Annotated in this window: 26 protein-coding genes; 20 read left to right on the top strand and 6 right to left on the bottom strand. The window is 42.2% G+C overall.

The features are described from left to right. Nucleotides 1–222 precede the first annotated feature (222 nt). From PSF11_RS04390 to PSF11_RS04400, 3 genes are read left to right on the top strand one after another with little or no spacing between them, the layout of a single operon-like run. Nucleotides 223–666 carry a PTS sugar transporter subunit IIA gene (locus PSF11_RS04390; RefSeq protein WP_014658177.1) on the top strand — a complete coding sequence of 148 codons (444 nt, stop codon included), beginning with the start codon at nt 223–225 and terminating at the stop codon, nt 664–666. Nucleotides 667–684: 18 nt separating this feature from the next. Continuing rightward, nucleotides 685–972 carry a PTS sugar transporter subunit IIB gene (locus PSF11_RS04395; RefSeq protein WP_004918996.1) on the top strand — a complete coding sequence of 96 codons (288 nt, stop codon included), beginning with the start codon at nt 685–687 and terminating at the stop codon, nt 970–972. Nucleotides 973–983: 11 nt separating this feature from the next. Beyond that, on the top strand, nt 984–2240 hold the full coding sequence (locus PSF11_RS04400) for a PTS ascorbate transporter subunit IIC (RefSeq protein ID WP_014658176.1): 1257 nt from the start codon (nt 984–986) through the stop codon (nt 2238–2240). A gap of 41 nt (nt 2241–2281) precedes the next feature. On the opposite strand, the gene PSF11_RS04405 is transcribed toward PSF11_RS04400, so the two are convergent. The 3 genes from PSF11_RS04405 to PSF11_RS04415 form a co-directional block, all read right to left on the bottom strand. Further along, nucleotides 2282–3094 (bottom strand): bestrophin-like domain, encoded by an 813-nt coding sequence (locus PSF11_RS04405; protein WP_072502204.1) that lies wholly within the window; start codon nt 3092–3094, stop codon nt 2282–2284. Nucleotides 3095–3374: 280 nt separating this feature from the next. Next, a complete protein-coding gene (locus tag PSF11_RS04410; RefSeq protein WP_225829579.1) occupies nt 3375–3944 on the bottom strand; it encodes a TetR/AcrR family transcriptional regulator in 570 nt (189 codons plus the stop codon). Nucleotides 3945–4410: 466 nt separating this feature from the next. Next, entirely contained in the window at nt 4411–4761 is a 351-nt protein-coding gene (locus PSF11_RS04415) for a phage holin family protein (protein WP_004918982.1), read from the bottom strand. 546 nt (nt 4762–5307) lie between these two features. On the opposite strand from PSF11_RS04415, the gene PSF11_RS04420 reads away from it, so the two are divergent. Beyond that, the gene (locus PSF11_RS04420) at nt 5308–5574 is read left to right on the top strand and encodes a LysR substrate-binding domain-containing protein (RefSeq protein WP_004918980.1); all 267 of its coding nucleotides are present in this window, start codon (nt 5308–5310) and stop codon (nt 5572–5574) included. Nucleotides 5575–5620: 46 nt separating this feature from the next. On the opposite strand, the gene map is transcribed toward PSF11_RS04420, so the two are convergent. After that, complete coding sequence (gene map, locus PSF11_RS04425; protein WP_072502203.1) at nt 5621–6415, bottom strand: type I methionyl aminopeptidase; 795 nt, start codon at nt 6413–6415, stop codon at nt 5621–5623. Beyond that, a complete protein-coding gene (locus PSF11_RS04430; RefSeq protein ID WP_014658170.1) occupies nt 6408–6614 on the bottom strand; it encodes a ParD-like family protein in 207 nt (68 codons plus the stop codon). The genes map and PSF11_RS04430 overlap by 8 nt, the downstream gene beginning before the upstream one ends. A gap of 315 nt (nt 6615–6929) precedes the next feature. On the opposite strand from PSF11_RS04430, the gene PSF11_RS04435 reads away from it, so the two are divergent. The 15 genes from PSF11_RS04435 (at nt 6930) to PSF11_RS04505 (ending at nt 20863) form a co-directional block, all read left to right on the top strand. Next, on the top strand, nt 6930–7355 hold the full coding sequence (locus PSF11_RS04435; protein ID WP_072502202.1) for a universal stress protein: 426 nt from the start codon (nt 6930–6932) through the stop codon (nt 7353–7355). Between the two features lie 461 nt (nt 7356–7816). Further along, complete coding sequence (nirD, locus tag PSF11_RS04440; RefSeq protein WP_004918973.1) at nt 7817–8131, top strand: nitrite reductase small subunit NirD; 315 nt, start codon at nt 7817–7819, stop codon at nt 8129–8131. Between the two features lie 2 nt (nt 8132–8133). Continuing rightward, nucleotides 8134–8442: a recombinase-like helix-turn-helix domain-containing protein gene (locus PSF11_RS04445; protein WP_004918964.1), complete on the top strand. Its 309-nt coding sequence runs from the start codon at nt 8134–8136 to the stop codon at nt 8440–8442. Nucleotides 8443–8506: 64 nt separating this feature from the next. Next, nucleotides 8507–9544, top strand: coding sequence for an aromatic ring-hydroxylating oxygenase subunit alpha (locus tag PSF11_RS04450; RefSeq protein ID WP_004918962.1), 1038 nt, complete (start codon nt 8507–8509; stop codon nt 9542–9544). Further along, nucleotides 9537–10292 (top strand): SDR family oxidoreductase, encoded by a 756-nt coding sequence (locus PSF11_RS04455; protein ID WP_053110712.1) that lies wholly within the window; start codon nt 9537–9539, stop codon nt 10290–10292. The genes PSF11_RS04450 and PSF11_RS04455 overlap by 8 nt, the downstream gene beginning before the upstream one ends. Nucleotides 10293–10323: 31 nt before the next feature. Continuing rightward, nucleotides 10324–11100: an IclR family transcriptional regulator gene (locus PSF11_RS04460; RefSeq protein WP_036943834.1), complete on the top strand. Its 777-nt coding sequence runs from the start codon at nt 10324–10326 to the stop codon at nt 11098–11100. A 110-nt stretch (nt 11101–11210) separates the two neighbouring features. Beyond that, nucleotides 11211–12137, top strand: a complete 927-nt coding sequence (locus PSF11_RS04465; RefSeq protein ID WP_061064129.1) for a VOC family protein — start codon at nt 11211–11213, stop codon at nt 12135–12137. A 4-nt stretch (nt 12138–12141) separates the two neighbouring features. Beyond that, on the top strand, nt 12142–13356 hold the full coding sequence (locus PSF11_RS04470; RefSeq protein WP_040133049.1) for an NAD(P)/FAD-dependent oxidoreductase: 1215 nt from the start codon (nt 12142–12144) through the stop codon (nt 13354–13356). 70 nt (nt 13357–13426) lie between these two features. Continuing rightward, a complete protein-coding gene (locus tag PSF11_RS04475) occupies nt 13427–14650 on the top strand; it encodes an MFS transporter (protein ID WP_376739126.1) in 1224 nt (407 codons plus the stop codon). Nucleotides 14651–14680: 30 nt separating this feature from the next. Further along, entirely contained in the window at nt 14681–15199 is a 519-nt protein-coding gene (locus PSF11_RS04480; protein WP_004918950.1) for a cupin domain-containing protein, read from the top strand. Nucleotides 15200–15214: 15 nt separating this feature from the next. Then, nucleotides 15215–16054, top strand: a complete 840-nt coding sequence (locus PSF11_RS04485; protein ID WP_036943831.1) for an alpha/beta fold hydrolase — start codon at nt 15215–15217, stop codon at nt 16052–16054. A 14-nt stretch (nt 16055–16068) separates the two neighbouring features. After that, nucleotides 16069–16863: an SDR family oxidoreductase gene (locus tag PSF11_RS04490; RefSeq protein WP_014658164.1), complete on the top strand. Its 795-nt coding sequence runs from the start codon at nt 16069–16071 to the stop codon at nt 16861–16863. Nucleotides 16864–16873: 10 nt separating this feature from the next. After that, on the top strand, nt 16874–17668 hold the full coding sequence (locus PSF11_RS04495; RefSeq protein ID WP_014658163.1) for an aspartate dehydrogenase: 795 nt from the start codon (nt 16874–16876) through the stop codon (nt 17666–17668). A gap of 13 nt (nt 17669–17681) precedes the next feature. Next, on the top strand, nt 17682–19151 hold the full coding sequence (locus PSF11_RS04500) for an aldehyde dehydrogenase (protein ID WP_072502200.1): 1470 nt from the start codon (nt 17682–17684) through the stop codon (nt 19149–19151). A gap of 68 nt (nt 19152–19219) precedes the next feature. Continuing rightward, on the top strand, nt 19220–20863 hold the full coding sequence (locus PSF11_RS04505) for a thiamine pyrophosphate-binding protein (protein WP_036943825.1): 1644 nt from the start codon (nt 19220–19222) through the stop codon (nt 20861–20863). Nucleotides 20864–20920: 57 nt separating this feature from the next. Here the strand turns inward: PSF11_RS04505 and PSF11_RS04510 are convergent, their stop codons facing one another. Then, complete coding sequence (locus PSF11_RS04510) at nt 20921–21259, bottom strand: hypothetical protein (protein ID WP_036943823.1); 339 nt, start codon at nt 21257–21259, stop codon at nt 20921–20923. Between the two features lie 628 nt (nt 21260–21887). Here PSF11_RS04510 and PSF11_RS04515 point away from each other — a divergent pair. Continuing rightward, complete coding sequence (locus PSF11_RS04515; protein WP_004918937.1) at nt 21888–22319, top strand: hypothetical protein; 432 nt, start codon at nt 21888–21890, stop codon at nt 22317–22319. Nucleotides 22320–22334 lie beyond the last annotated feature (15 nt).

A 22334-nucleotide genomic window follows, 5' to 3' on the forward strand; every position in this document is an offset into this window, starting at 1 on the left:
TTTTGCTCTATTCACTCTTATCTCACTATAACTTACCACAGGTTAGTTTTGTTCATGAGTGGACTTTCGTGTTCTTGAGTTTTTATTGGCTTTATTTATGCGAAATGATAGCGCTATCACGAAAATGAATAATTCGACTAGATAGCGCTACCATTGATCACTACTATCCCCTTAGTTAGAAAAAAAGCTAAAAATAGTTTTACACCACCAGGAGCAAACTTAATGTTAACCACATTATTGACCCCCAACGTCATTCAGGTTGTTGAAAGTGCCACCGATTGGCGCGATGCGATCCAAATCGCTTGCGAACCACTCCTCAAAAACCACCGTATTCAACAATCTTATGTTGATGCCATCATTCATTCACATGAAAAGATTGGTCCTTACTATGTACTAGGCCCAGGCATTGCAATGCCACATGCTCGCCCTGAAGACGGCGTCAATCAGCTATCTCTTGGCCTTACCGTTATTAAACGCGGTGTCGAGTTTGGTGCCGATGGCAACGACCCCGTTAAGTTATTAATTGTTCTTGCCGCAACCGATAGCAACAGCCATATCGGCGCTATCGCTAAACTCGCTGAACTTTTTGATAACCAAGAAGATATTGACAACATCATGCAATCAGAAAACGTCGATGACATCCTCAACATCATCGCGCGTTATTAATTATTAAAAGGAAACAATATGAAAATTACAGTCGTATGCGGAAATGGTTTAGGCACTAGCCTAATGATGGAAATGAGCATCAAAAATATTTTAAAAGATCTTCAAGTCAGTGCCGAGGTTGACCACGTTGATCTTGGCTCAGCTAAAGGTACCGCCAGTGATATTTTTGTTGGCACCAAAGATATTGCCGAACAATTGGTTGCTCAACAAGTTGCTGGGGAAATTGTTGCTTTGGAAAATATGATAGACAAAGTGGCAATGAAAGAGCACTTAAGTGTGGCTTTACGTAATCTCGGCGCACTATAAGCGGAGGCTGTATGTCATTTTTTCGTTTTCTGATGCAAGATGTGTTATCTGAACCCGCTATTTTAGTGGGTTTGATAGCGCTTATCGGCCTTATCGCTCAAAAGAAACCCGCCACCGAATGTATTAAAGGCACCATCAAAACCATTATGGGTTTTGTGATCTTAGGAGCGGGTGCTGGCTTAGTTGTTAGTTCATTAGGCGATTTCTCCGCTATTTTCCAACACGCATTTGGTATTAATGGCGTCGTTCCAAATAACGAAGCGATTGTTTCTATCGCCCAGAAGAGTTTTGGCCGTGAAATGGCAATGATCATGTTCTTTGCCATGTTAATTAATATCTTAATTGCACGCCTCACCCCTTGGAAATTTATCTTTCTCACAGGGCATCACACACTCTTCATGTCGATGATGGTTGCCGTAATTTTAGCAACAGCGGGTATGGAAGGCACTCTATTAGTGGTTGTTGGTTCATTAATCGTCGGCTTTTGTATGGTGTTCTTCCCAGCCATTGCACATCCATACATGAAAAAAATCACTGGCTCTGATGACGTTGCAATTGGTCACTTTTCAACGATATCGTATGTCCTTGCAGGTTTTATTGGCAGCAAATTTGGCAACAAAGAACATTCTACTGAAGATATGAATGTGCCAAAAAGTTTGCTTTTCCTACGAGACACGCCAGTTGCCATCTCATTCACTATGTTCATTATTTTCATTATTACCTGCTTATTTGCGGGAGGAGATTATGTTCGTGAAGTCAGCGGTGGCAAAAACTGGTTTATGTTCTCATTAATGCAATCCATTACATTTGCTGCGGGTGTTTACATTATTCTGCAAGGTGTACGTATGGTAATTGCGGAGATCGTACCCGCATTTAAAGGGATTTCGGATAAATTGGTTCCAAATGCTAAACCAGCGCTAGACTGCCCTGTTGTTTTCCCTTATGCACCAAATGCCGTGTTAGTCGGCTTTTTAAGCAGTTTTGCTGCGGGTATTATCGGTATGTTCATACTGTATGCGTTGAATATGACCGTCATTATCCCAGGTGTCGTGCCACACTTCTTTGTTGGTGCAGCGGCGGGAGTCTTTGGTAACGCAACAGGAGGTCGCCGAGGCGCTATTTTAGGTGCCTTTGCACAAGGTTTACTCATTACCTTCTTACCTGTCTTTTTATTACCTGTCCTTGGTGACATTGGTATCGCTAATACCACATTTAGTGATGCAGACTTTGGTGCTATTGGTATTCTTTTAGGCATTATTGTCCGCTAACCATAGTGCCCCGTAATACTTCCGTTACGGGGCATATTTATTTAATCAAGTTTCCCGACTAACACCCCTTCTTTAAATAAGAATTCCTGTAATGATATTAAATCATCCGGCGTCACATGAATGACCCCCTCACCGGGAATATCAATTTCTGCGATCATAAATAGTGCCAGTGTTGTTAATGATGGCAATATGAGGATCAGCCAGTTTTTACCTTTAGTTCCTCGAATGTTATAACCAATTAAAACGTTAGAACAAATCGCAAAGAAAATTAATAAGAACCATGCTGCATTCGGTATTTGATGCCGCCAACTCGCCATCGTTTTTTGTTGTGAAAGATAAAGATCACTAAATGCAGTTAATACCGAGGCGATCACTGGATTTGGTGATTGATTTGCCTCTTTAACCGCAATTTCCCACAAGGTAGCTTGTTTTTCTAATGAGACTCTCCGCCATTGATTATTTTCATCGCTGACACCTGATTTAAAAAATTCAATTCTCGCGTCTAGGTACTGCTGCAATAAATGGATTGCTTCACGTCTGTCACTGCTGTTTAATAATTGCGCTCGTTGGTAAGCATTCCCTATCGCAATCGCTTCATTCTCTTCTGTTTGCTGACGATTGTTGTAGCCACTGATCGAGATTGAGAGAACAAAACCAATCAATAAGCCTAATAAGGATAAGATAGCCCCTAATATAATTTTCGCTTCGTCATCAGCAATATCATCATTAAGCTTCTTACGCTTAAAGATAAATTTACCGATATAAGCTGAAATAATGAGCAAGAAAAATGTAATTATAAACAATAAGATAGAGTCAATTGGTGTATCATTAATAAACTCGGAAAAATTAAACATAAAACATGTCCAGACAAGTAATTTTCCGATGATATAACACATCCAGAATAAATTTTTCTAGCTTTTTCACTGGCAAAAATCAGTTTAGATTTTAACGCTAAAATGTCATCATCAAACGATAAAAACATGATAGTATTAACGATGCAATCATAAAAAACAGTCGCTTAACCTACTGTTTTTTAGTCACTTTTAGATATGTAATTTAACTTCAGTACAAGACAGATTTAAATGACAGCATCCTTCTATTTCTAGAAGGATAGAAGAGTAATTAGATACGGTGTTATTGAACTAAACCGAGTAACTTTTGATAAAGTATTGCGCCTAATGTGTTCTCATCATATTCAAGGCTCGATGCAAGCTCATCGACGGCAGCGTGCATGCTGTGATACAGCATAGAGCTAACCAGCCCAATTGGCTCTGCTGACCAAACACCTTGCGCCTTTCCATGTAACAAGATTTTTTTTACTTGTGAAATTGCCCGCTGTTCATGTACGTTGCTACACGTATGAAAACTTTCATGAAATAGCATGTCATGAATACGTCTTTTTTCAACATAATATTGTACGCTGCTTTCACACCACTGGCTTAGCATCGCTTGACTGTCCACCTTCTCTTTCAGTGCATCATCAATTTTTCCCAAATACCATGTCATATAACGCTCGCGCAAAGCCTCTAAAATCTCATCCTTCGATTTAAAGTAGTGGTAAAAAGTACCTTTCGCCACATCGGCTTGGCTAACTATTTCACTCACTGTTGTCTCTAAAAAACCTTTCGTGAGAAATAAATGCTCAGCAGCATTCATTAAATCATCCAATCTCTCTTTTGCGGGTTTTGTTCTCGGCTTTTTCATTGGCTCCGTCATCAGCTTAAACCTTTTAAGTTAATTAGAGATAATGCAAAGAGTAATAGATTTTATGGTTTCACACAAACTTCCTACCGCTTTAAGCTAGCCAGAGAAATAACATGTTTAATAAACAAACAAAACACGAGATCTTACCCATCATTGCAGAACACCACAAGATTGTTCTCTTTTAGAGCATAAAATTAGCCATTATGGAGTTCATTAGCATTTGATTAATGATATCAATATACTTCTTCTTATATTGATACCGATGCAGTAAAAAATAAATAATTCTCTTATTGAAGGGATCAGAGATGATAGTTAGGTAATCATTAAATGGTAATTAAGATAGCAGTAGAATTATAATCGTTTTAAATAACAGTATCTTCTTAAGGTAGGTATCTCGATAAGCCTCATTTTGGGCTTATCGTACAACTTATTTCTGATAAGAATGATTTTTCTATACTTCAAAATATTATTCTTTATTTCTATAGCGTTTTTGAATTGCAATCAACATCGAATCAATAACCCAACTGAGCTTCTTTGTACCCAGGAAACCTATCATCGCACCACAAAACTCGGCAAGTGATGACCAAGCATCAGAATAATTTAAATAGACAAGTAACCATTGAAGCGCTCGAATAGCACTGACTGTAATAGCACCACATATTACAGCTTCTGCTAATGATTGCCATGTACTTTTACTCTCTCGCCACTCTCTAACAAATGCAATCAACGTTGCTAACATAACACCACTTAATAAAGGTAAATTGAGTTGAACCCAGCGGAAAACTTGCGCCCAAAAATCGATATTTTTTTCATGCATAATGGTACCTCCTAAATGGAGTGCTAGTTTATTGTCAATAAATGAAGCCCCCTTATTGTTTATATAAAACTATCGAAATAATGGGCATCACAATCATATGATATTAAATATTAATTATTTCAATAGTCATTAAAATTAATTTCACATTCTACTTATGTATCGTAATAACAAAAGAATAGTATTACAAACATTGTGAAAACCAAGCCAAATAAGATTAAAATAAAATCACAATCATTAATTGTTTACATATCTTAATTTATATTATCTAATATAAACTAGCATACAGAATGGATCCTTACACAAACTCTTCTCGACCTAAATATGCTATTTCTTTAGTCATTAATAATTATTACTCTTCAAATGACAACACAAAAAATATAACCCTACTGACAACAAAATATTACCTTTATGATTATCACTTTAATTATCTTTTTTTATATATTGATAAAACACGCCTAAAATAATCAATAGCAACCCTATCGATTGTAAGAGTAAATGATTTCCAGCCTGCCCGTTGATGATATCTAAGATAAAGCTTGATACGACTTGACCAATAATAGCGAAGCGACTGTTCAAGGAGTGGGAATTTCGCTGCTACCCTGCTTTATCGCCGCCCCTTATATTGAAAAAGGTATGCTAACCCCTTTACTGACGGATTACTCATTGCCAGAACACTCTATTTATGCGGTTTATCCTAATAGACACTATTTACCCCATAAAACAAGAATGGCTATCGATTTTCTGTTTGAAAGACTGAATCCCAAGAGCGAATATGGCCAGCGTTATGAAATTAATTATTATGCTTCGCGATAACAGTCTGAAAGCCGCACTCGCGGCTTTGCAGAGCCATCGTCAAATTTTAAAGATGATGTTTTGCGACAAATGCTTTTTCTTCATCGCGTAAAGTTAAGACTTCATAACCGGTTGCGGTCACTAAAACAGTATGTTCTGATTGGGCCGATAATTTTTTATCTCGCGTCACAACTGTCCAACCATCTTTTTTGGTCTTAATTTTCATACCACCTTGGTTGATCATCGGCTCTATTGTGAATGTCATCCCTTCTTTTAAGGTAACCCCTTGCCCACGTACACCATAATGTAGCACTTGTGGAGCTTCGTGCATTTCACGGCCTATACCATGACCACAATATTCACGAACCACGCTATAACCATTTTTTTCTGCATGGTGTTGGATTGCAGAACCAATATCCCCTAGTGTTGCCCCTGGTTTGACTTGTTTGATCCCTTCCCACATAGCCTCATAAGTATCCTTAACAAGTTTACGTGCTAATGGTGAGGCTTCGGGCATCACATACATCTTACTTGAGTCTGCAATAAAGCCATTTTTCTCTAATGTGATATCAATATTGATAATATCTCTGGCTTTCAAATGTTCATCAGCTTTCGGTACGCCATGGCACACCACTTCATTAAGGGAGGTATTTAATACATATTGATAACCATACTGGCCTTTGCTGGCTGGTCTCGCCTGCAATTCATTAACAATATAATCTTCAACCTTGTCATTAATTTCCATGGTCGTAATACCCGGCACAATAAAAGTATCTAACATCGCAAATACTTTGGCTAATAAACGGCCGGATTCACGCATCAATTCAATTTCTTCAGCTGTTTTGATTGTGATATTACTCATGGTACTTCCCTTTATGGTTAACAGATTCTTTTTCTAGCATTTCGCTGATAAGCGTTGTGAAGGTTTTATCGGGATTTAATTCGGCTTGGATACCTATTTTTATCCAAAATTCAGCCTGAGAATTGATCGAGCGTGACATCACTTGGCTAGCACGGCGCAAATAGTCATGCAGATCATCTGAAATTTTCACGATTCCCAAGACAGCACCCCATTAACATATAAAATATTACGATTTATATATGAACCATATAATAACTAAGATGAGAAAGATAGTCATTCAATGGGGAACCGCACAAATGAACTGTTTTTTCATCAAACCGTTTTAATTTTCTAACTTCAAGCCGCCGTCAAAGTATTGTTCGTTACAACGTTGTATTGTTATTGTTAGCTAACTCCATTTTTGTATTGGCTATAAGATGTTAAATTGATTAAATATTAAACTTATCTTTATTTTTACTGATTGTTTTTAACGGATAGATTTTAAATAGGCTTGGATAATTGTTCGGAGAACAATATGTATAAAAAAATTTTAGTTCCTATTGATATTACAGAGAAAAATTTAGCAAACCTTGTACTTCCTCATATTCAATACCTTTCGGAGGAAGAAGGCGCTCATATTCATTTTTTAGCCGTTATTCCTACTATCCCTTTTTATACCTCTATGGGCTTTGGTTTTGCCGAAAAGGCAGATAGCGAACAAGATAAAGTAACAAATCAATTAATTGATATTATTAAAGATTTTAATCTTCCTAAAGAAAAGTTTACCGCTCAGGTCGTCATGGGAACGCCTAGGGATGAAATTTTGCGTATTGCCGATGATATTCAAGCAGATTTGATTGTTATTGGTTCTAGACGCCCTGGAATGTCAACGTATTTCTTAGGATCAACAGCTTCGATGATCATCCAAAACTCTAAGATTTCTGTCTTAACAGTACGATAATTCACTAACCCACTTCGGTGGGTTTTAATTTAATTCTTAGTAACAAACTAAAAAATATAAACTTTTAAATCTCATTCCTTTCAATTTTCCTATTCCTTCTCTCTGAAGAAAATAAAAAACGCCTTAATGGATAAAGGCTTTCTCATATCAGAAATAATTCTCACTCTTTGCTGTTATTTATTTTTTACCACTATAATGGGTAATTTACCGTGAAATAATGATAATCCCTTATTTTATGATTTTATCCATCAAACGATAGTCACACTATTTTCAGCCCATTTTGTTTCTCATATGAAACTAAAAATGACCATAATCTCGACACACTGCACATTTCAAAACAAATATTTTACATATGAGTAACATTCGATTGACTGTTTATCGCTCAGCCTATTAGGCTAGTTTTAAATAATAAACAATGTTTTATATATGAAACAACACTATTTTGCTGTGGAGGAAACAATATGAGTTGGGTCGCGATTTGTGATGTCTCGCAAGTACAAGAAGAATTTCCTTATTCAGCCCGAGTCAATGATACCGAGATCGGTGTTTTCTTAGTGGATGATCAATATTACGCCATGGAAGATGTTTGCCCTCATGCCTATGCCCTACTCAGTCAAGGGTTTGTTGAGGATGGCAAAGTGGAGTGCCCACTTCATGAGGCTGTATTTGATATCAAAACAGGAAAATGCCTACGTGAGCCAGGTGGTCGCGATCTCAAAACCTACCAGACTCGCATTAATAACAACCAAATCGAAATTAGCTTTATTGAGGAGTAGAAATGGAACCGATACAGAATTTCAACCCTTACTTACCTGCTAATCACCAAATTATACCGGCTCGTGAAGGCGGTAAAGGGCAAATCCAAGCACCGGGAACGGCGCCAAATATCGTTTGGCAAACTCGCTCACGTCTCCCTGATGACTACGAAACCGCTCTCATTGCCACATTGGAAATCTTATTTGATTCAGGTATTGAAACTCTCGAGCAAATTATTAGTGCACTCAATCAAAGACAACTCTTTGATAGACAAGGACAACCATGGAATGAAGCCAGTTTTCGCGAATTTCTCCAAGTAAACGGGTATTAATCTCCTGCCAGTGACGCAGAAATAATAATAACCAACGATACCCCACGACAACAGGAAGCAGATTATGACAACTCATGCACAACTTCAGAACTATCAAGATTATTTAGACGTTGGACTTAGAGGCCAGTGGTATCCCGTTTTATCCAGTTGGGAAGTCACTAGCAACCCAATCGGTATCACCCGCTTAGAAGAACAAATTGTGTTATGGCGTGATCAGCAAGGTCAAATTCATGCACTTGAAGACCGCTGCCCTCACCGTGGTGCACGCTTATCAATGGGCTGGAACCTAGGTGAACGTATTGCCTGCTGGTATCACGGCGTTGAAGTTGGAGGCGATGGTATTGTCAAAGATGTTCCTGCTGTTAGCCAATGTCCATTAGAAGGTCAAAAGTGCCTAAAAACCTACCCAGTTCAAGAATATCATGGCGCAATCTTTCTTTATTTTGCCATTACTGATGAAGAGCCACCGACGCTAGCGTTCCCTGAAGAGCTGGCGGATAGTGAAAATCATAGCCATTTCTTATGTACAGCCACTTGGCATTGTAATTATCAATATGCACTCGAAAATGTCATGGATCCCATGCATGGCACTTATCTCCACTCTTCTTCGCATTCAATGGCGGACGGTGATAAGCAATCAGAGATGATTTTAGAACCGACTCAAAATGGGTTTATCTTCCGCAAAAATGACCAAATGGGGGTGAATTTTGATTGGGTTGAATTTGCCAGTACTGGCGCGAACTGGCTACGCCTATCCATCCCTTATCAAAAACGTTTCGGACCGGGTGGTCATTTCTGGATCATCGGAATGGTTGTGCCAGAAGATCGCTTCAATACCCGCGTCTTCTTTTGGCGTATCCGTAAAGTAAAAGATTGGCAACGTGATCTCTGGCGCTTTATGTACCGTAATCGCTTAGAGGGATTACATTGGGATGTTTTAGAGCAAGACCGTATTATCCTTGAAAATATGGCGCCTAATGCTCGCCAACATGAGTTCCTTTATCAGCATGATGTTGGGCTATCTCGCCTACGCCGTATTATGCAACGTGAAGCCAAAAAGCAATTTGACCAAATTTATAATAAGGAAACGTCAAATGCATAATTTACTGGCAGGCAAACGCATCGTCATTACGGGTGCAGCAAGAGGCTTAGGCTTTGAATTTGCGAAAGCGATCGCACAACAAGGTGCTCACGTCATCCTGTGCGACATATTAAGTGATCGCCTACAGCAAAGCATTACCCAGCTACGCCAAGCCGGTTTGACTGCCGATGGTTTTAACTTAGATATTGCCGACCCCGAGGCCATAGCGCATGTTTTTCAGCAGATTGGTCAACAAGGCAATATTGATGGCCTCGTTAATAATGCCGCCCTTGCCACTGGCGTTGGCGGCAAAACATTGGATGAGTATGACTTAAATCTATGGGATCGCGTCATGACCGTTAATGTAAGAGGCACATGGTTAGTGACAAAGGCGGCACTCCCATTTTTGCGCCAAAGTAGAAATGCCAAGATAGTGAATATTGCTTCTGATACAGCTCTATGGGGCGCCCCTAAGCTGATGGCTTACGTCGCGAGCAAAGGGGCAATTATTAGCATGACACGCTCAATGGCAAGGGAGCTTGGCACACACCGGATCTGTGTCAATGCTATAGCGCCTGGCCTAACTAAAGTTGAAGCCACCGAATATGTACCAGCTGAGCGCCACCAGCTTTATGAAAATGGGCGTGCTATTCAAGGGGAGCAAAAGCCCGAAGATGTGACCGGTACTGTCTTATATTTGCTTTCGCCAATGGCCGATTTTGTGACGGGCCAACTGATCCCCGTCAATGGTGGGTTTGTATTTAACTAAAGACGCCGCTTAATGCGGGGAGGTTAACGCTTTGAGTTCAACATGCAAATATTTGATCCCCGGTTTGGAAAAAGGATTGCAGCTTTTGTTACTCCTAGCACAGCAGCACCGAGAGCTAACCTTTGCTGAAATTTTACGTCTAATCGATATGCCGAAAGCGACGGCCTATCGTGCAATACAAACTTTGGTGCATTTAGACTTTATCGAACAACACCCAAGGACAGGGGCTTTTTCACTCGGTCGCAAAGTGCTTAGCTTAGGCTTAGGGTACATTGCTTCACTCGATCTAACACAGTTAGGCCAACCGATCATTGAACAATTACGCGACCGTAGCCAGTGCAATAGTCACCTCGTCATACGCGATGGGCGAGACATTATTTATATTGCTCGGGTTAGTGCTGCCGAATCAAAAATTAACCACGTGAGTGTTGGTACTCGGTTATTAGCTCACCGCACCTCAATTGGTCGGATGTTACTTAGTGGCTTAAGTCGAGAGGAGTTCGATACCCTCTATCCTGATGATGAGTTACCTGATGATGCGGGAAGTAAACAGGCATTTTGGACAATGATCCAAGCAGACCGGCTGCGGGGTTATGTTATCGGTGAGTCTTTTTACCGTCGGGGTATCTCTTCCATTGTTTACCCTGTTTACAACCGAGACCACGGTGTCGAGGCGGCGATCAGTATTATGGTGCCAATGGATAGCATTCCCGCGCAAGAACGCCAACGATTACAAAATGAAGTGAGCGATGCAGCCCAAAAACTTACTGAGTTTATTGGCGGAATAACCTCCGCTAAAGCGGTATAGCGTTACCCATAAATAAAACTAAATATTAGGTTTATTGCCATAAGCCTCAGGCCTCTGCTTGCCCAAAAACAAGGTCGGCAATAAAAAACGATTATATAGAGGGTCAAATTATGTCAGTCATTGGTATTGAAAAATTAGAGTTTGGTGTTGATAACCTTGCCGCTTGTCAGCAATTCTTGCAGGATTTTGGACTGCAAACATCACCCAATAACCCTTCTTATTTTACAACACTGTCCGGTGCAAGCGTCGCCCTTTCATCGATTGATGATCCCCGCTTGCCTACACCTTTTGAACCAGGCTCCACCTTACGACGGATCACTTGGGGCGTAAAAGACCGCGTTACACTCGAACAGGTCATCAAACAGATTGAAGATTGCGCAGGCTTTCAACTCACCTCTGATGGGGCACAGTGCCTTGACCCGAACGGTATGACGGTGGCTTTTACGATTAGCCAACAACAAGATGTTACCGTCGATATTTCCCCTATCAACCAGTGGGGAGATATTCGTCGTATTGATGCGCCAAGCCCTGTTTATGACAAAGCAACCCCCATTAATATTGGTCATGTGGTCTTTTTTGTTGATGACCTACAGGCCACAGAAGCATTCTATTGCCAAAAACTGGGCTTCCAAGTGTCTGACCGTTATATCGACCGTGCGGTTTTTTTACGTACACAAATTAATGGTTGCCACCATAATTTATTCCTACTCAAGCTGCCTCATCGCGGGCGGGGCCTGAATCATGTGGCATTTACGGTTCGCGATATTCATGAGGTGATTGGCGGTGGCCTCGCCATGAACCGCCAAAAATGGAGTACTTTTATTGGCCCGGGTCGTCACCCTATTTCGTCTGCCTACTTCTGGTATGTCAATAGCCCAACGGGCGGTGCGTTTGAGTACTACACCAACGACGACTATCTAACCGAAAAATGGCAACCCCGTGAACTAGAGCACTCTCTCGTTTCCTTTACCGAATGGGCGGTTGAAGGTGGTATCGACCACGAAACACGCCGACAAGTGAAAAAAGACAAGGAGTGATGCCATGACACAACTTATTAATGGCGGTATTGTCATTATCGGCGGCGGGCAAGCCGGTGGCTGGGCCGCAAAAACATTACGAGATGAAGGCTACCAAGGCATTTTATCTGTTATTAGTGATGAGCCACATGATTTCTATGAACGACCGCCTTTATCAAAGGCAGCTTTGAAACAGGAGGGCACCCCTCTATCACGCCTATTTAGTGAAGATGAAACGGACTCTCTGAATTTGACTTGGTATCGCCCTGTTCGTGCGACCCATATTGATGCCAACAAAAAGCAGGTGCAGCTCAGTGATGGTCGCCATTTAGCTTTTGATAAATTATTAATTGCAACGGGAGGCCGGCCTCGTTTTCTCTCTTCTGCTTGGCAATCGCATCCTCGCGTATTTGCACTGCGTACTTGGGATGATGGGCAACGTTTACGTGAAGCGCTATTGTCCGCTAAAAAAATGGCCATTATTGGCGGTGGATGGATTGGCTTAGAAGTTGCGGCCTCTGCACGCCAAATGGGCATTGACGTTACCGTTTTTGAACGCCAAGAGCGCTTATGTCAGCGTAGTGTACCTGCATCTGTTTCAAACGCACTCGCGCAACGCCACCAGCAAGCGGGAGTAGAAATCATAACCGATTGTGGCGAAATTTTGCTCGATGAAAGTCACGATGATTTACGGATCAGTTGTGCTAAGCAGCCTAGCCAATCCTTTGATCTTGCTGTTATGGGGATCGGTGTTGAATTAAATCTTGAGCTAGCGGCAACAGCAGGCCTTGAAGTCACACACGGTATTGTGATCAATGGACAAGGGCAAACATCTCACCCTGATATTTATGCTGCTGGCGATGTTGCTTGTCATCCCACATTATCCCTGTGTTTACAATCTTGGGCTTATGCACAAAACCAAGCCATTACCACCGCCAAAGCCATGCTTAATGCCCACAGTGAGGATTTTAATGACCCTGCATGGCTATGGTCAGATCAATATCAAGACAATATCCAGATTTTAGGGATCCCAACCCCACTAGCAACCCAACATATTCAACGCATCACACCAAATGCTGAAGTGCATTTTTCACTGAATGATGACAACGAATTAGTTCAGATGGTCGCATTTAATGACCCTCGTTCCATCAAGCTAGGCAAAAGGTGGATGCAAAACAGCCGCAAGTTATCCCCATCGGAACTTGCAGATCCTAATTTTTCACTGATGTCACTGAAGTAAATGTGCAGGTAGGAGAAATAATATGGCAAACCAACCGATACCCGTGCCCTCAGTGACACAAGAAAATGAAATGGCATCACCGCAAGAAAGCGTGAACTGGTTGATCCCAATCGCACTATTTTCCTGCGTACTGTTAGCCTTTTTCGACAAAATTAGTATTGCCGCCCTATTTTCTGATGAACAGTTCCAAAAAGCTCTAGGAATTGATTTTGATCCCACACGTCTTGGGCTATTGATGAGTGCATTCCTGTTTGCCTATGGCGTGTCATCCATGCTGCTCAGTGGGATTGGCGATAAATTTCACCCCACCAAAATGCTGCTATTTATGATCAGTAGCTGGTGTATTTTAATGATTTTTATGGGTTTTACTCACCATTACGCCACAATGGTTTTTCTTCGAGTATTACTAGGTATTGCTGAAGGGCCATTACTTGCCATTTCCTATGCCATCGTGCGCCGTACTTTTCCACAAAAAATGCAAGCAAGAGCGACAATGCTTTGGTTATTAGGCACGCCTATTGGTGCGGCTCTTGGTTTTCCAATTTCCTTGTACTTACTGAATAATTTTGGCTGGCAAAGCACCTTTTTCGTTATGGCGGCTTTCACTGTACCCGTATGGTGGCTAGTCGTTATCGGCATTCGCCACCCCAATTTAGTCAATAAGCAAACACAAAACGTGGATGGCAAAGTCTCTACCAAAGACATGGCAGAAGCTAAAATTCAACGTAATACCCTGTTACGCAATAGCCATTTTTGGATTATCTGCTTATTTAATATTGCCTTCTTAGTTTACCTCTGGGGCATGAACGGCTGGTTACCAAGCTATTTAATCAAAGGCAAATCAATCAATTTAGAGCACGCGGGGATCTTATCCTCACTCCCCTTTATCGCCATGTTATTTGGTGAAGCGATAGGAGCATGGATTTCTGACCGTTATGATCGTCGTGCCTTAATCTGTTTTATCTCATTACTTGGTGCCGTAATCGGCCTTTCAGGTGTGCTATTTCTCACCAGTACCTACAGCATTATTTTAATGATGGCCTTTAGCATGTTTATGTGGGGGGCTGGTGCTCCAAATATATTTGCTCTTCTGGCCAAAGCGACACAAAAGCAAGTCAGTGCACTCGCTGGCGGTATTTTCAATGGATTAGGCAACCTTGCGGGTGCCGCCGCACCGTTGTTAATGGGGGTATTAATCACCCTCACCCACAATATGGATAGTGGCCTGTTATTTATTGTCATTATCGGTTTGATCGGCAGCGTATTACTTATCCCCCTTATAAAAAGATACTGATTTAACTACTCAATATCAGGAGATATCACTATGTCACAACAACTGAATCAAATAAAACCACAAGGCATCTCGATGGCGGATTGGGTTGAATCACGCATCGCCCGTTTTGAAGGCCGCAAATATGACTGGAATGCATTGAAATTTCAGGCGGATTTTGACCCTAAATACCGTCGGGCGCAGATGCGTTACATCGGTACGGGGGCGACAGGGGTTGCCAACGATGCCAATACCGTTCCCGCGGAAAACTTTACCTTCTCAACCATGGTACTGCCCTCAAAATGTGAAGGGCCGCTGCACCTGCACCCTGATGTTGAAGAAGTCTTTTTCATGCTCAAAGGAACCATCACCTTATTTATTAAAGATGGGGATGAAGAGTATGAAACCGTGCTCAAGGAGCGTGACCTAATTTCGGTTCCAGCTGGGATTTACCGTGGTTTATTTAATCATGGTGAAGAAGAAGCGTTGATGTGCGTAATGATCGGTACGCCTAAGCCTGCCATTCCGACTTACCCAGACGATCATCCATTATCAAAAGTCAAACGTAGTTAACAGGAGAATTCAGTGATGAAACTGCCTATTGAACATTTACCCACTATCCAAACCGCTGAATTCGGCTCATATCATTTGAATTGGCGTGAAGCCGGGAACGGTGAAACGGTGATCTTACTTCATGGTATTAGCTCAGGCTCGGCATCGTGGATTTATCAACTGACAGATTCATCACTGACCCAGCAATACCGCTTGCTGGCATGGGATGCACCAGGCTACCTCAATAGCCGAGCCCTGACTACCGACACCCCAACCGCCAATGACTATGCGGAAGCATTAGCGGCCTTTATCGATGGCTTAGATCTTCCTCAAGTTGTATTGGTTGGTCATTCACTTGGTGCCATCATGGCCTGTGCGTTCGCTGCAAAATATCCACAAAAAATAAAAGGTTTATTTTTAGCCAATCCGGCGCAAGGCTACGCAACTAAACATAAAACTGAACAGAGACAGGTTTATGAACAACGACGAGAAATCGTCTTCAATTCAGGTATTGAATATTATGCACAGCATCGTGCCGCCGCCCTACTAAGCCCATCTGCCAGTGAACCACAGATTGATTGGGTAAGGCAAACCATGCGTAAACTTAACCCTCGCGGTTTCTTAGCCGCAGCATGGATGTTGGCTCACGATGATATTAGCCGTTACCTCAATCTTTATTCAGGCCCCGTCCAAATGGTTGTTGGCCTTGATGACACCATTACGCCGCCTGAAAAAGTGCACATACTCGCTCAGCAACACAGTTGCCCCCTTACCTATATTGAACGAGCAGGACATGCAAGTTATCTCGATGCATCTCAGCCATTTAATCATTACCTGAAGCAATTTTTGGCGACCTATGCCGTAGTAGAAGTTTGATTAAGGAAAGCGCTATGAATTTACAATTAGAAAATCGTGTCGCCGTCGTCACTGGAGGAAGTTCAGGAATTGGCCTAGCCACAGTCCGACTCCTGTTAGCCGAAGGATGTCATGTCGCCTTTTGTGGTCGAAACCAAGATAAACTGACCGAGGCACATCACGCATTACAGGCGGCCTATCCACACGCTAAGTTGCTCGCTGTCTGTTGCGATGTGCTGGATAAAACGCAAACTGAGGCATTTGCACAGCAAGTACAAACACATTTTGGGCAAGTCGATTTACTGATTAATAATGCAGGTCAAGGATATGTGGCTCACTACGCTGATACGCCTGAAGAAGCTTGGTTACAAGAAGCGCAACTTAAATTGTTTGGCGTTATCAATCCCGTTAATGCATTTATGCCCTTGTTAGAACAGTCAGATATCGCGTCAATTACCTGTGTCAACTCGCTATTAGCAAGACAACCAGAGCCTCATATGGTAGCGACCTCTGCCGCTCGCGCGGCTTTACTCAATCTCACTCTTAATCTATCGAAAACCCTTCTGCCGAAAGGCATTCGTGTCAATTCTATCTTGCTCGGCATGGTGGAGTCAGAGCAATGGCGTCGCCGCTTTGAGGCGCGTAGCGACAAAAGTCTTGATTGGCACAGTTGGATTGGTGAGATCGCCAAAAAACGCGGCATTCCAATGCAACGCTTAGGGAAACCAGAAGAGCCTGCTAGAGCATTGGTGTTTTTAGCTTCACCAATGGCTTCATTTACCTCTGGTGCGGCGTTAGATGTCTCCGGCGGTTTTTGCCACCACATTTAAGGGAACGATGATGAAAACACTGATGCTTATCGGATATGGTGCTATGGCGAATGAAGTGATCCAACGGCTTCCTGCTGGGATTGAGCTAGGCTGGATAGTGGCCCGCGAACATCACCACAATGATATCAAACAACGCTTTCAAAACCGTGTGATACCACTAAGCTGCCCGACGCACGCCTCACAAAAACCAGACTTAGTCTTGGAGTGTGCTAGTCAACATGCTGTCAAACAGTATGCCCCCATGGTTTTAGAAAAAGGCTGGACGCTAGCCGTGATTTCAACTGGAGCATTGGCGGATGCGCAATTAGCACAAACGCTAAGCCAAAAAGCTCAACAACACCACGCTATCTTTATCCCATTATCAGGGGCTGTTGCTGGTCTCGATGGACTACGTTGTGCAAAAGAAGCCGCAATCCGCCAAGTGACCTACCAATCACGTAAAAGTCCTGCCAGCTGGCGCAATGGTCCGGCTGAAAATTACATCGACCTAGATACGGTTACAGAGCCAACGGTTTTTTTCCACGGAACAGCACGCGAGGCGGCACTGAAATTCCCCGCAAATGCCAATGTGGCGGCGACGGTTGCCCTCTACGGTATCGGTATGGATAAAACAAAAGTCGAACTTATGGTCGACCCGACGACCAAGCAAAATAGTCATCGCATTGAGGTTACTGGTGATTTTGGCCATTTTTGTATCGAATTAAATGGTAACCCATTACCTTCAAATCCTAAAACATCCCTGCTATCTGCATTAAGTGCCGTCGAAATTTGCCGTCGCATTGCAGATCAAGATGCCATTATCTGATTGGAGAATTCCCATGAAAAAACTCGATATATTTGTCGGTGGACGATGGCAACAAGGGCGCGGTAATGAAATGTGCTCTCGCTTTCCGGGTGACCAACACATTGTCGCCACGCTCAACAGCGCCAGTGTAAGTGATGTTGAAGAAGCGGTTCAGGCGGCAGAGCGTGCATGGCGAGCGCCAAGTTGGCGCAATATGCCCCCACATCAACGCGCGACTATTTTACACAACGTCAGTATGCTAATCGAAGAGCAAGCAGACGAGCTAACCCGCTTACAAACTCTCGACAATGGTAAACCTTGGGCAGAAGCTCGTGGGCTAGTCATGAGTGCCGCGGCAACAGCCCGTTATTTTGCCGCCGTATGCGAAGTCAGTGGTGGAGAGCTGCCTCCTCGTCGCCAGCCCGATATGATGACATTAAGTACATATCAACCCCTAGGTGTTATTGCCGCTATTACACCATGGAATTCACCGATTGCTAGCGATATGCAAAAAATTGCACCTGCACTAGCCGCGGGCAATGCTGTGATATTAAAACCCGCCGAGGCGACCCCGCTTATCTCATTGAAACTCGCGGAATTATTTGAGCAAGCGGGTCTACCGAGTGGCTTACTCAGCGTACTCCCCGGTAAAGGCTCTATCGTTGGTGATGCACTTGTCCGCCATCCTTTAGTGAAAAAAATATCCTTTACTGGCGGCACCAATACAGGCCGACAACTCGCACATATTGCGGCAGAAAAACTGATCACAACGTCACTAGAGCTTGGTGGCAAGTCTCCTACTATTGTCTTAGAAGATGCGGATCTCAACCTTGCGGCACATGGCGTTTGTTATGGTATTTTCAGTTCAATGGGGCAAGCTTGTATTGCAGGCTCTAGGCTGTTCGTCTCACGTGCTGTTTATGAACCTTTTATGCAAAAGCTCACTGCACTGACTCAACAACTCATTATCGGAGACCCTCGCCAAGAACGGGTTCATGTCGGCCCTTTGATATCCCCCGAACACCGAGAAAGTGTTATTCGCTACGTCAACCAAGCAATCGCTGAAGGTGGCACAATTCGCCTTGGCGGAGCTATCCCCCAAGACCCTAACTTACAAGCAGGGAATTATTATTTACCAACCATTATTGAAGGGCTGAATAACCAAGCTTCTGTCTGCCAAGAAGAGATCTTCGGGCCTGTGCTGGTCGTTATCCCTTTTGATAATGAAGCGCAACTCATAGAAGAAGCCAATGATTCTATTTATGGCCTTGCTGCGGGGATCTGGACGCAAGATTACACTCGCGCCTTTAAATTAGCAGATGCTTTAGACGTTGGTACTGTTTGGATCAATACCTACAAAGTTTTCTCCATTTCAACACCTTTTGGTGGGTTTAAAGAGAGTGGACTCGGTAGAGAAAAAGGCCTTGAAAGCCTCAAAGCTTATATGCAGCAAAAAAGTATTTTTCTGGCACTAAACCCACAACCAAACCGTTGGTGTGAATAAATGACCATGCATCCGTAAATATCTTCACGTTGCAAATTATTGGTTATCGAATTCTAAAGGAGAACACTATGTATGAGACAATCACGGTTGGCGAGGCGATCGCCAGAACATTAGAACAATACCAAGTCAGTACCGTCTATGGCGTTATCTCAATCCACAACCTGCCGATTGCAGATGCAATTGGTCGCCGTGGCGTGATTGACTTCACCCCTAGTCGTGGGGAGGCGGGTGCCGTTACCATGGCTGATGCACATGGTCGTTTCACCGGACTTGGCGTCGCCTTAACCAGCACAGGAGCCGGCGCGGGTAATGCCGTGGGCTCAATGATTGAAGCCATGAATGCTTGCTCGCCAATTATCCATATTACAGGGCAAGTAGAAAAAGCGTATCTGGATATGGATGCCGGTTTTATTCACGAAACGCGCGATCAACTTGGCTTTTTAAAAGCCAGCTCTAAGCAAGCATTTCGCGTCCATAGCGCCGAACAAGCGGTTGCCGTCTTACATAAAGCCATTCAAGTTGCACAAACCGTTCCTTGTGGCCCCGTCTCTATCGAAATACCGATTGATATACAAAGCGCACAAGTTCCCTTATCGCTACTCAGCGCACCACTGACAGTTCAACCTTTACCAGAAGCAACGGCGGATCAAGTCGATGCGATTTGGCAAAAATTACAGCATGCACAACGCCCTTTATTATGGATTGGTGGTGGTGCGCTACACGCCTCTGATGCGATTAAAAAATTGGCAGATCAGGGGGTAGCCGTGATCAGTAGTACGCATGGGCGAGGTATTTTATCTGACGAACATCCATTTAGCTTACGCGCTTTCCATAACGCAGATGCTATTGATAAATTGATGCGTTCTTGCGATATCACACTCGTCGCTGGCTCTCGTTTACGCAGTAATGAAACCAAAACGTGGTCATTACCCTTGCCACAACCTTTAATTCAAATTGATATCGATCCGCTAGCGGCTAATCGAAACTATCGTGCAGATTTGGTGGTTACTGCCGATTGCCATAGTATTCTGAACGCATTAGCCAGCAAACTTGAGCAAGCTAAGCGAACAATTTCACCACAATGGCAACAACAAGTCCAAGAAGCCACTCAGCAAGCCGAAGCACAACTCAGAGCGCAATGTGGACCATACAGCCAATTAAGCGATGCGGTTGAGCAGGCACTGCCAGATCACGGTATATTTGTGCGAGATATCACCGTTTCAGGTAGCTTATGGGGAAGCCGCTTACTAAAAGCGACTCAGCCATTACACAATATTCACTCTTTGGCTGGTGCGATTGGATTAGGCTTAGCAATGGCTATCGGTAGCGCTAAAGCGAATCCTCAGACTCCCGTTATTGGCTTAGTTGGCGATGGTGGTTTAATGCTAGGTATTGGGGAGCTTGCTACCATGGCACAAGAGCAACTACCGATTGTGCTTCTTATTATGAATGACCATGGATATGGTGTTATGCGCGGGATCCAAGAGAAATATTTCGCTGATCGGCAATATTATAATGAGTTACTCACTCCTTCATTTACGCGATTAGCAGAATCAATGGGAATTAAAGCACTAACCGTTGATAAGGCAGAAGATTTCAAATCTACGTTACAACGTGCCGTCGAATTAAAACAGCCTGTCGTTGTAGAAGTCCTTATGGAAAATATTGGTAAAATGAATTTCTCAGGGCCTCCCCAGAAAAAACTATTTTAATTCACATTGCTAAATGCTTAATAGCGCATAGAGTGTCTATGCGCTATTTCATTAAGCTTATTTAGTTTGGCTTCTTGCCATATGTTGATTAATCACACGTTGTACAGCATACGATTGGCTATTTTCTGTGAAACTTAATGCCGTCGCGGCTTTTTCATGGGCATCCATATTTGAAAACGTTTTCGATAGGCCATTAATCGTTGGCTTTTCAATATTGGCTTTTTCAGCATGCCTAGCCATCGCAATTTGGTTAGCTTGAGAGGTACTGTTTTCTGTAAAACTTAAAGCAATCAGCGCATTTTCATGCGTACGTACCTTATCGTGAGCCTGTGATTGTGCTACCGCTGAAGAACAAAAAAAGAATGTTGCTATAATAGAAAATAATACTTTATTCATAAAATAACCTTAGACTGATTAATATAAAATGATTGATAAAAACCCAGCAGTCGATAGGTTTTTATCCATAAATTAAAATGCTAATTAATAAAAATAAAATAAAACATATAGCGAGTTCATATTTTAAAAACGCAATCATAAAATTATTAATAAGCATTAACTAAATTCAAACTGAATGGGGAATTAAGCGAATAATATTCGTTTGAAATTTAGACTCTCACCATCGTGGTTAATATGGCGAATAACAAACTCAAAGGAATATCAGCCTGAATGATTTCTCACCAACAGAAATAATTTACTGGCTACTGCATTTTTCCTTTATATCCTAAGGATATCAAACCTAATATACTTCGCTAGCGGATCACTGAACATTGATCTTTATGCAAATAAACAATGCGTTTTATGCAATCTCCTTTGTACCCTATAAACAGGTAGTTTATTTATCCTATGCTGTAGCACCATACTGTTTGCCTTAAAAATTACTTTTGTTCTAGAGACACTTAATCACCGTTTTAATATTAGAGGTTACTTGCATATTTTATTTTACTGTAATTCAAGTTAAGTGCTATATTAGGCTTGATGGAAAAATACATATATCAACAACAAACCTGATATCTAAGGGATTACTATGAAAAAGTATTTGTTGCCAATTAGCCTTTTTGTAAATGTGGTATTGCTGATCACCATTATTGTCGTGGGAGCTCTGTTTTTTAACTTAAAAAGCAAAATTGACTCAACTGTCGAACAAATTAAAAATGGGCAATATGCTGAATTAGTTAAAGATAATACAGCAAACTTAATTCCCGAAGGGCTAAAAAATTTCAAGAAAATTGAACCTAATCAAAGTCAATGCGACTATTTCTATCAACAAATAGATTCACTGATAGGTTATTTAGAAGAGAACCCGACAATTGCAGGTTCAGAAAAATATGTTAAGCAGCTAAACAACCTTAAAAAATCAGCAGAAAAAACCCCTTCTACACTGAAAGAAACAGCCTGTGAAAAAGGGATTTCAACGATTAACTTTATTGGCGAAAAAATATCTACGGCAACTGAATGATGTGTGCCGCCCACA

Source organism: Providencia sp. PROV119, assembly GCF_028482435.1.
GTDB classification, from domain to species: domain Bacteria; phylum Pseudomonadota; class Gammaproteobacteria; order Enterobacterales; family Enterobacteriaceae; genus Providencia; species Providencia stuartii.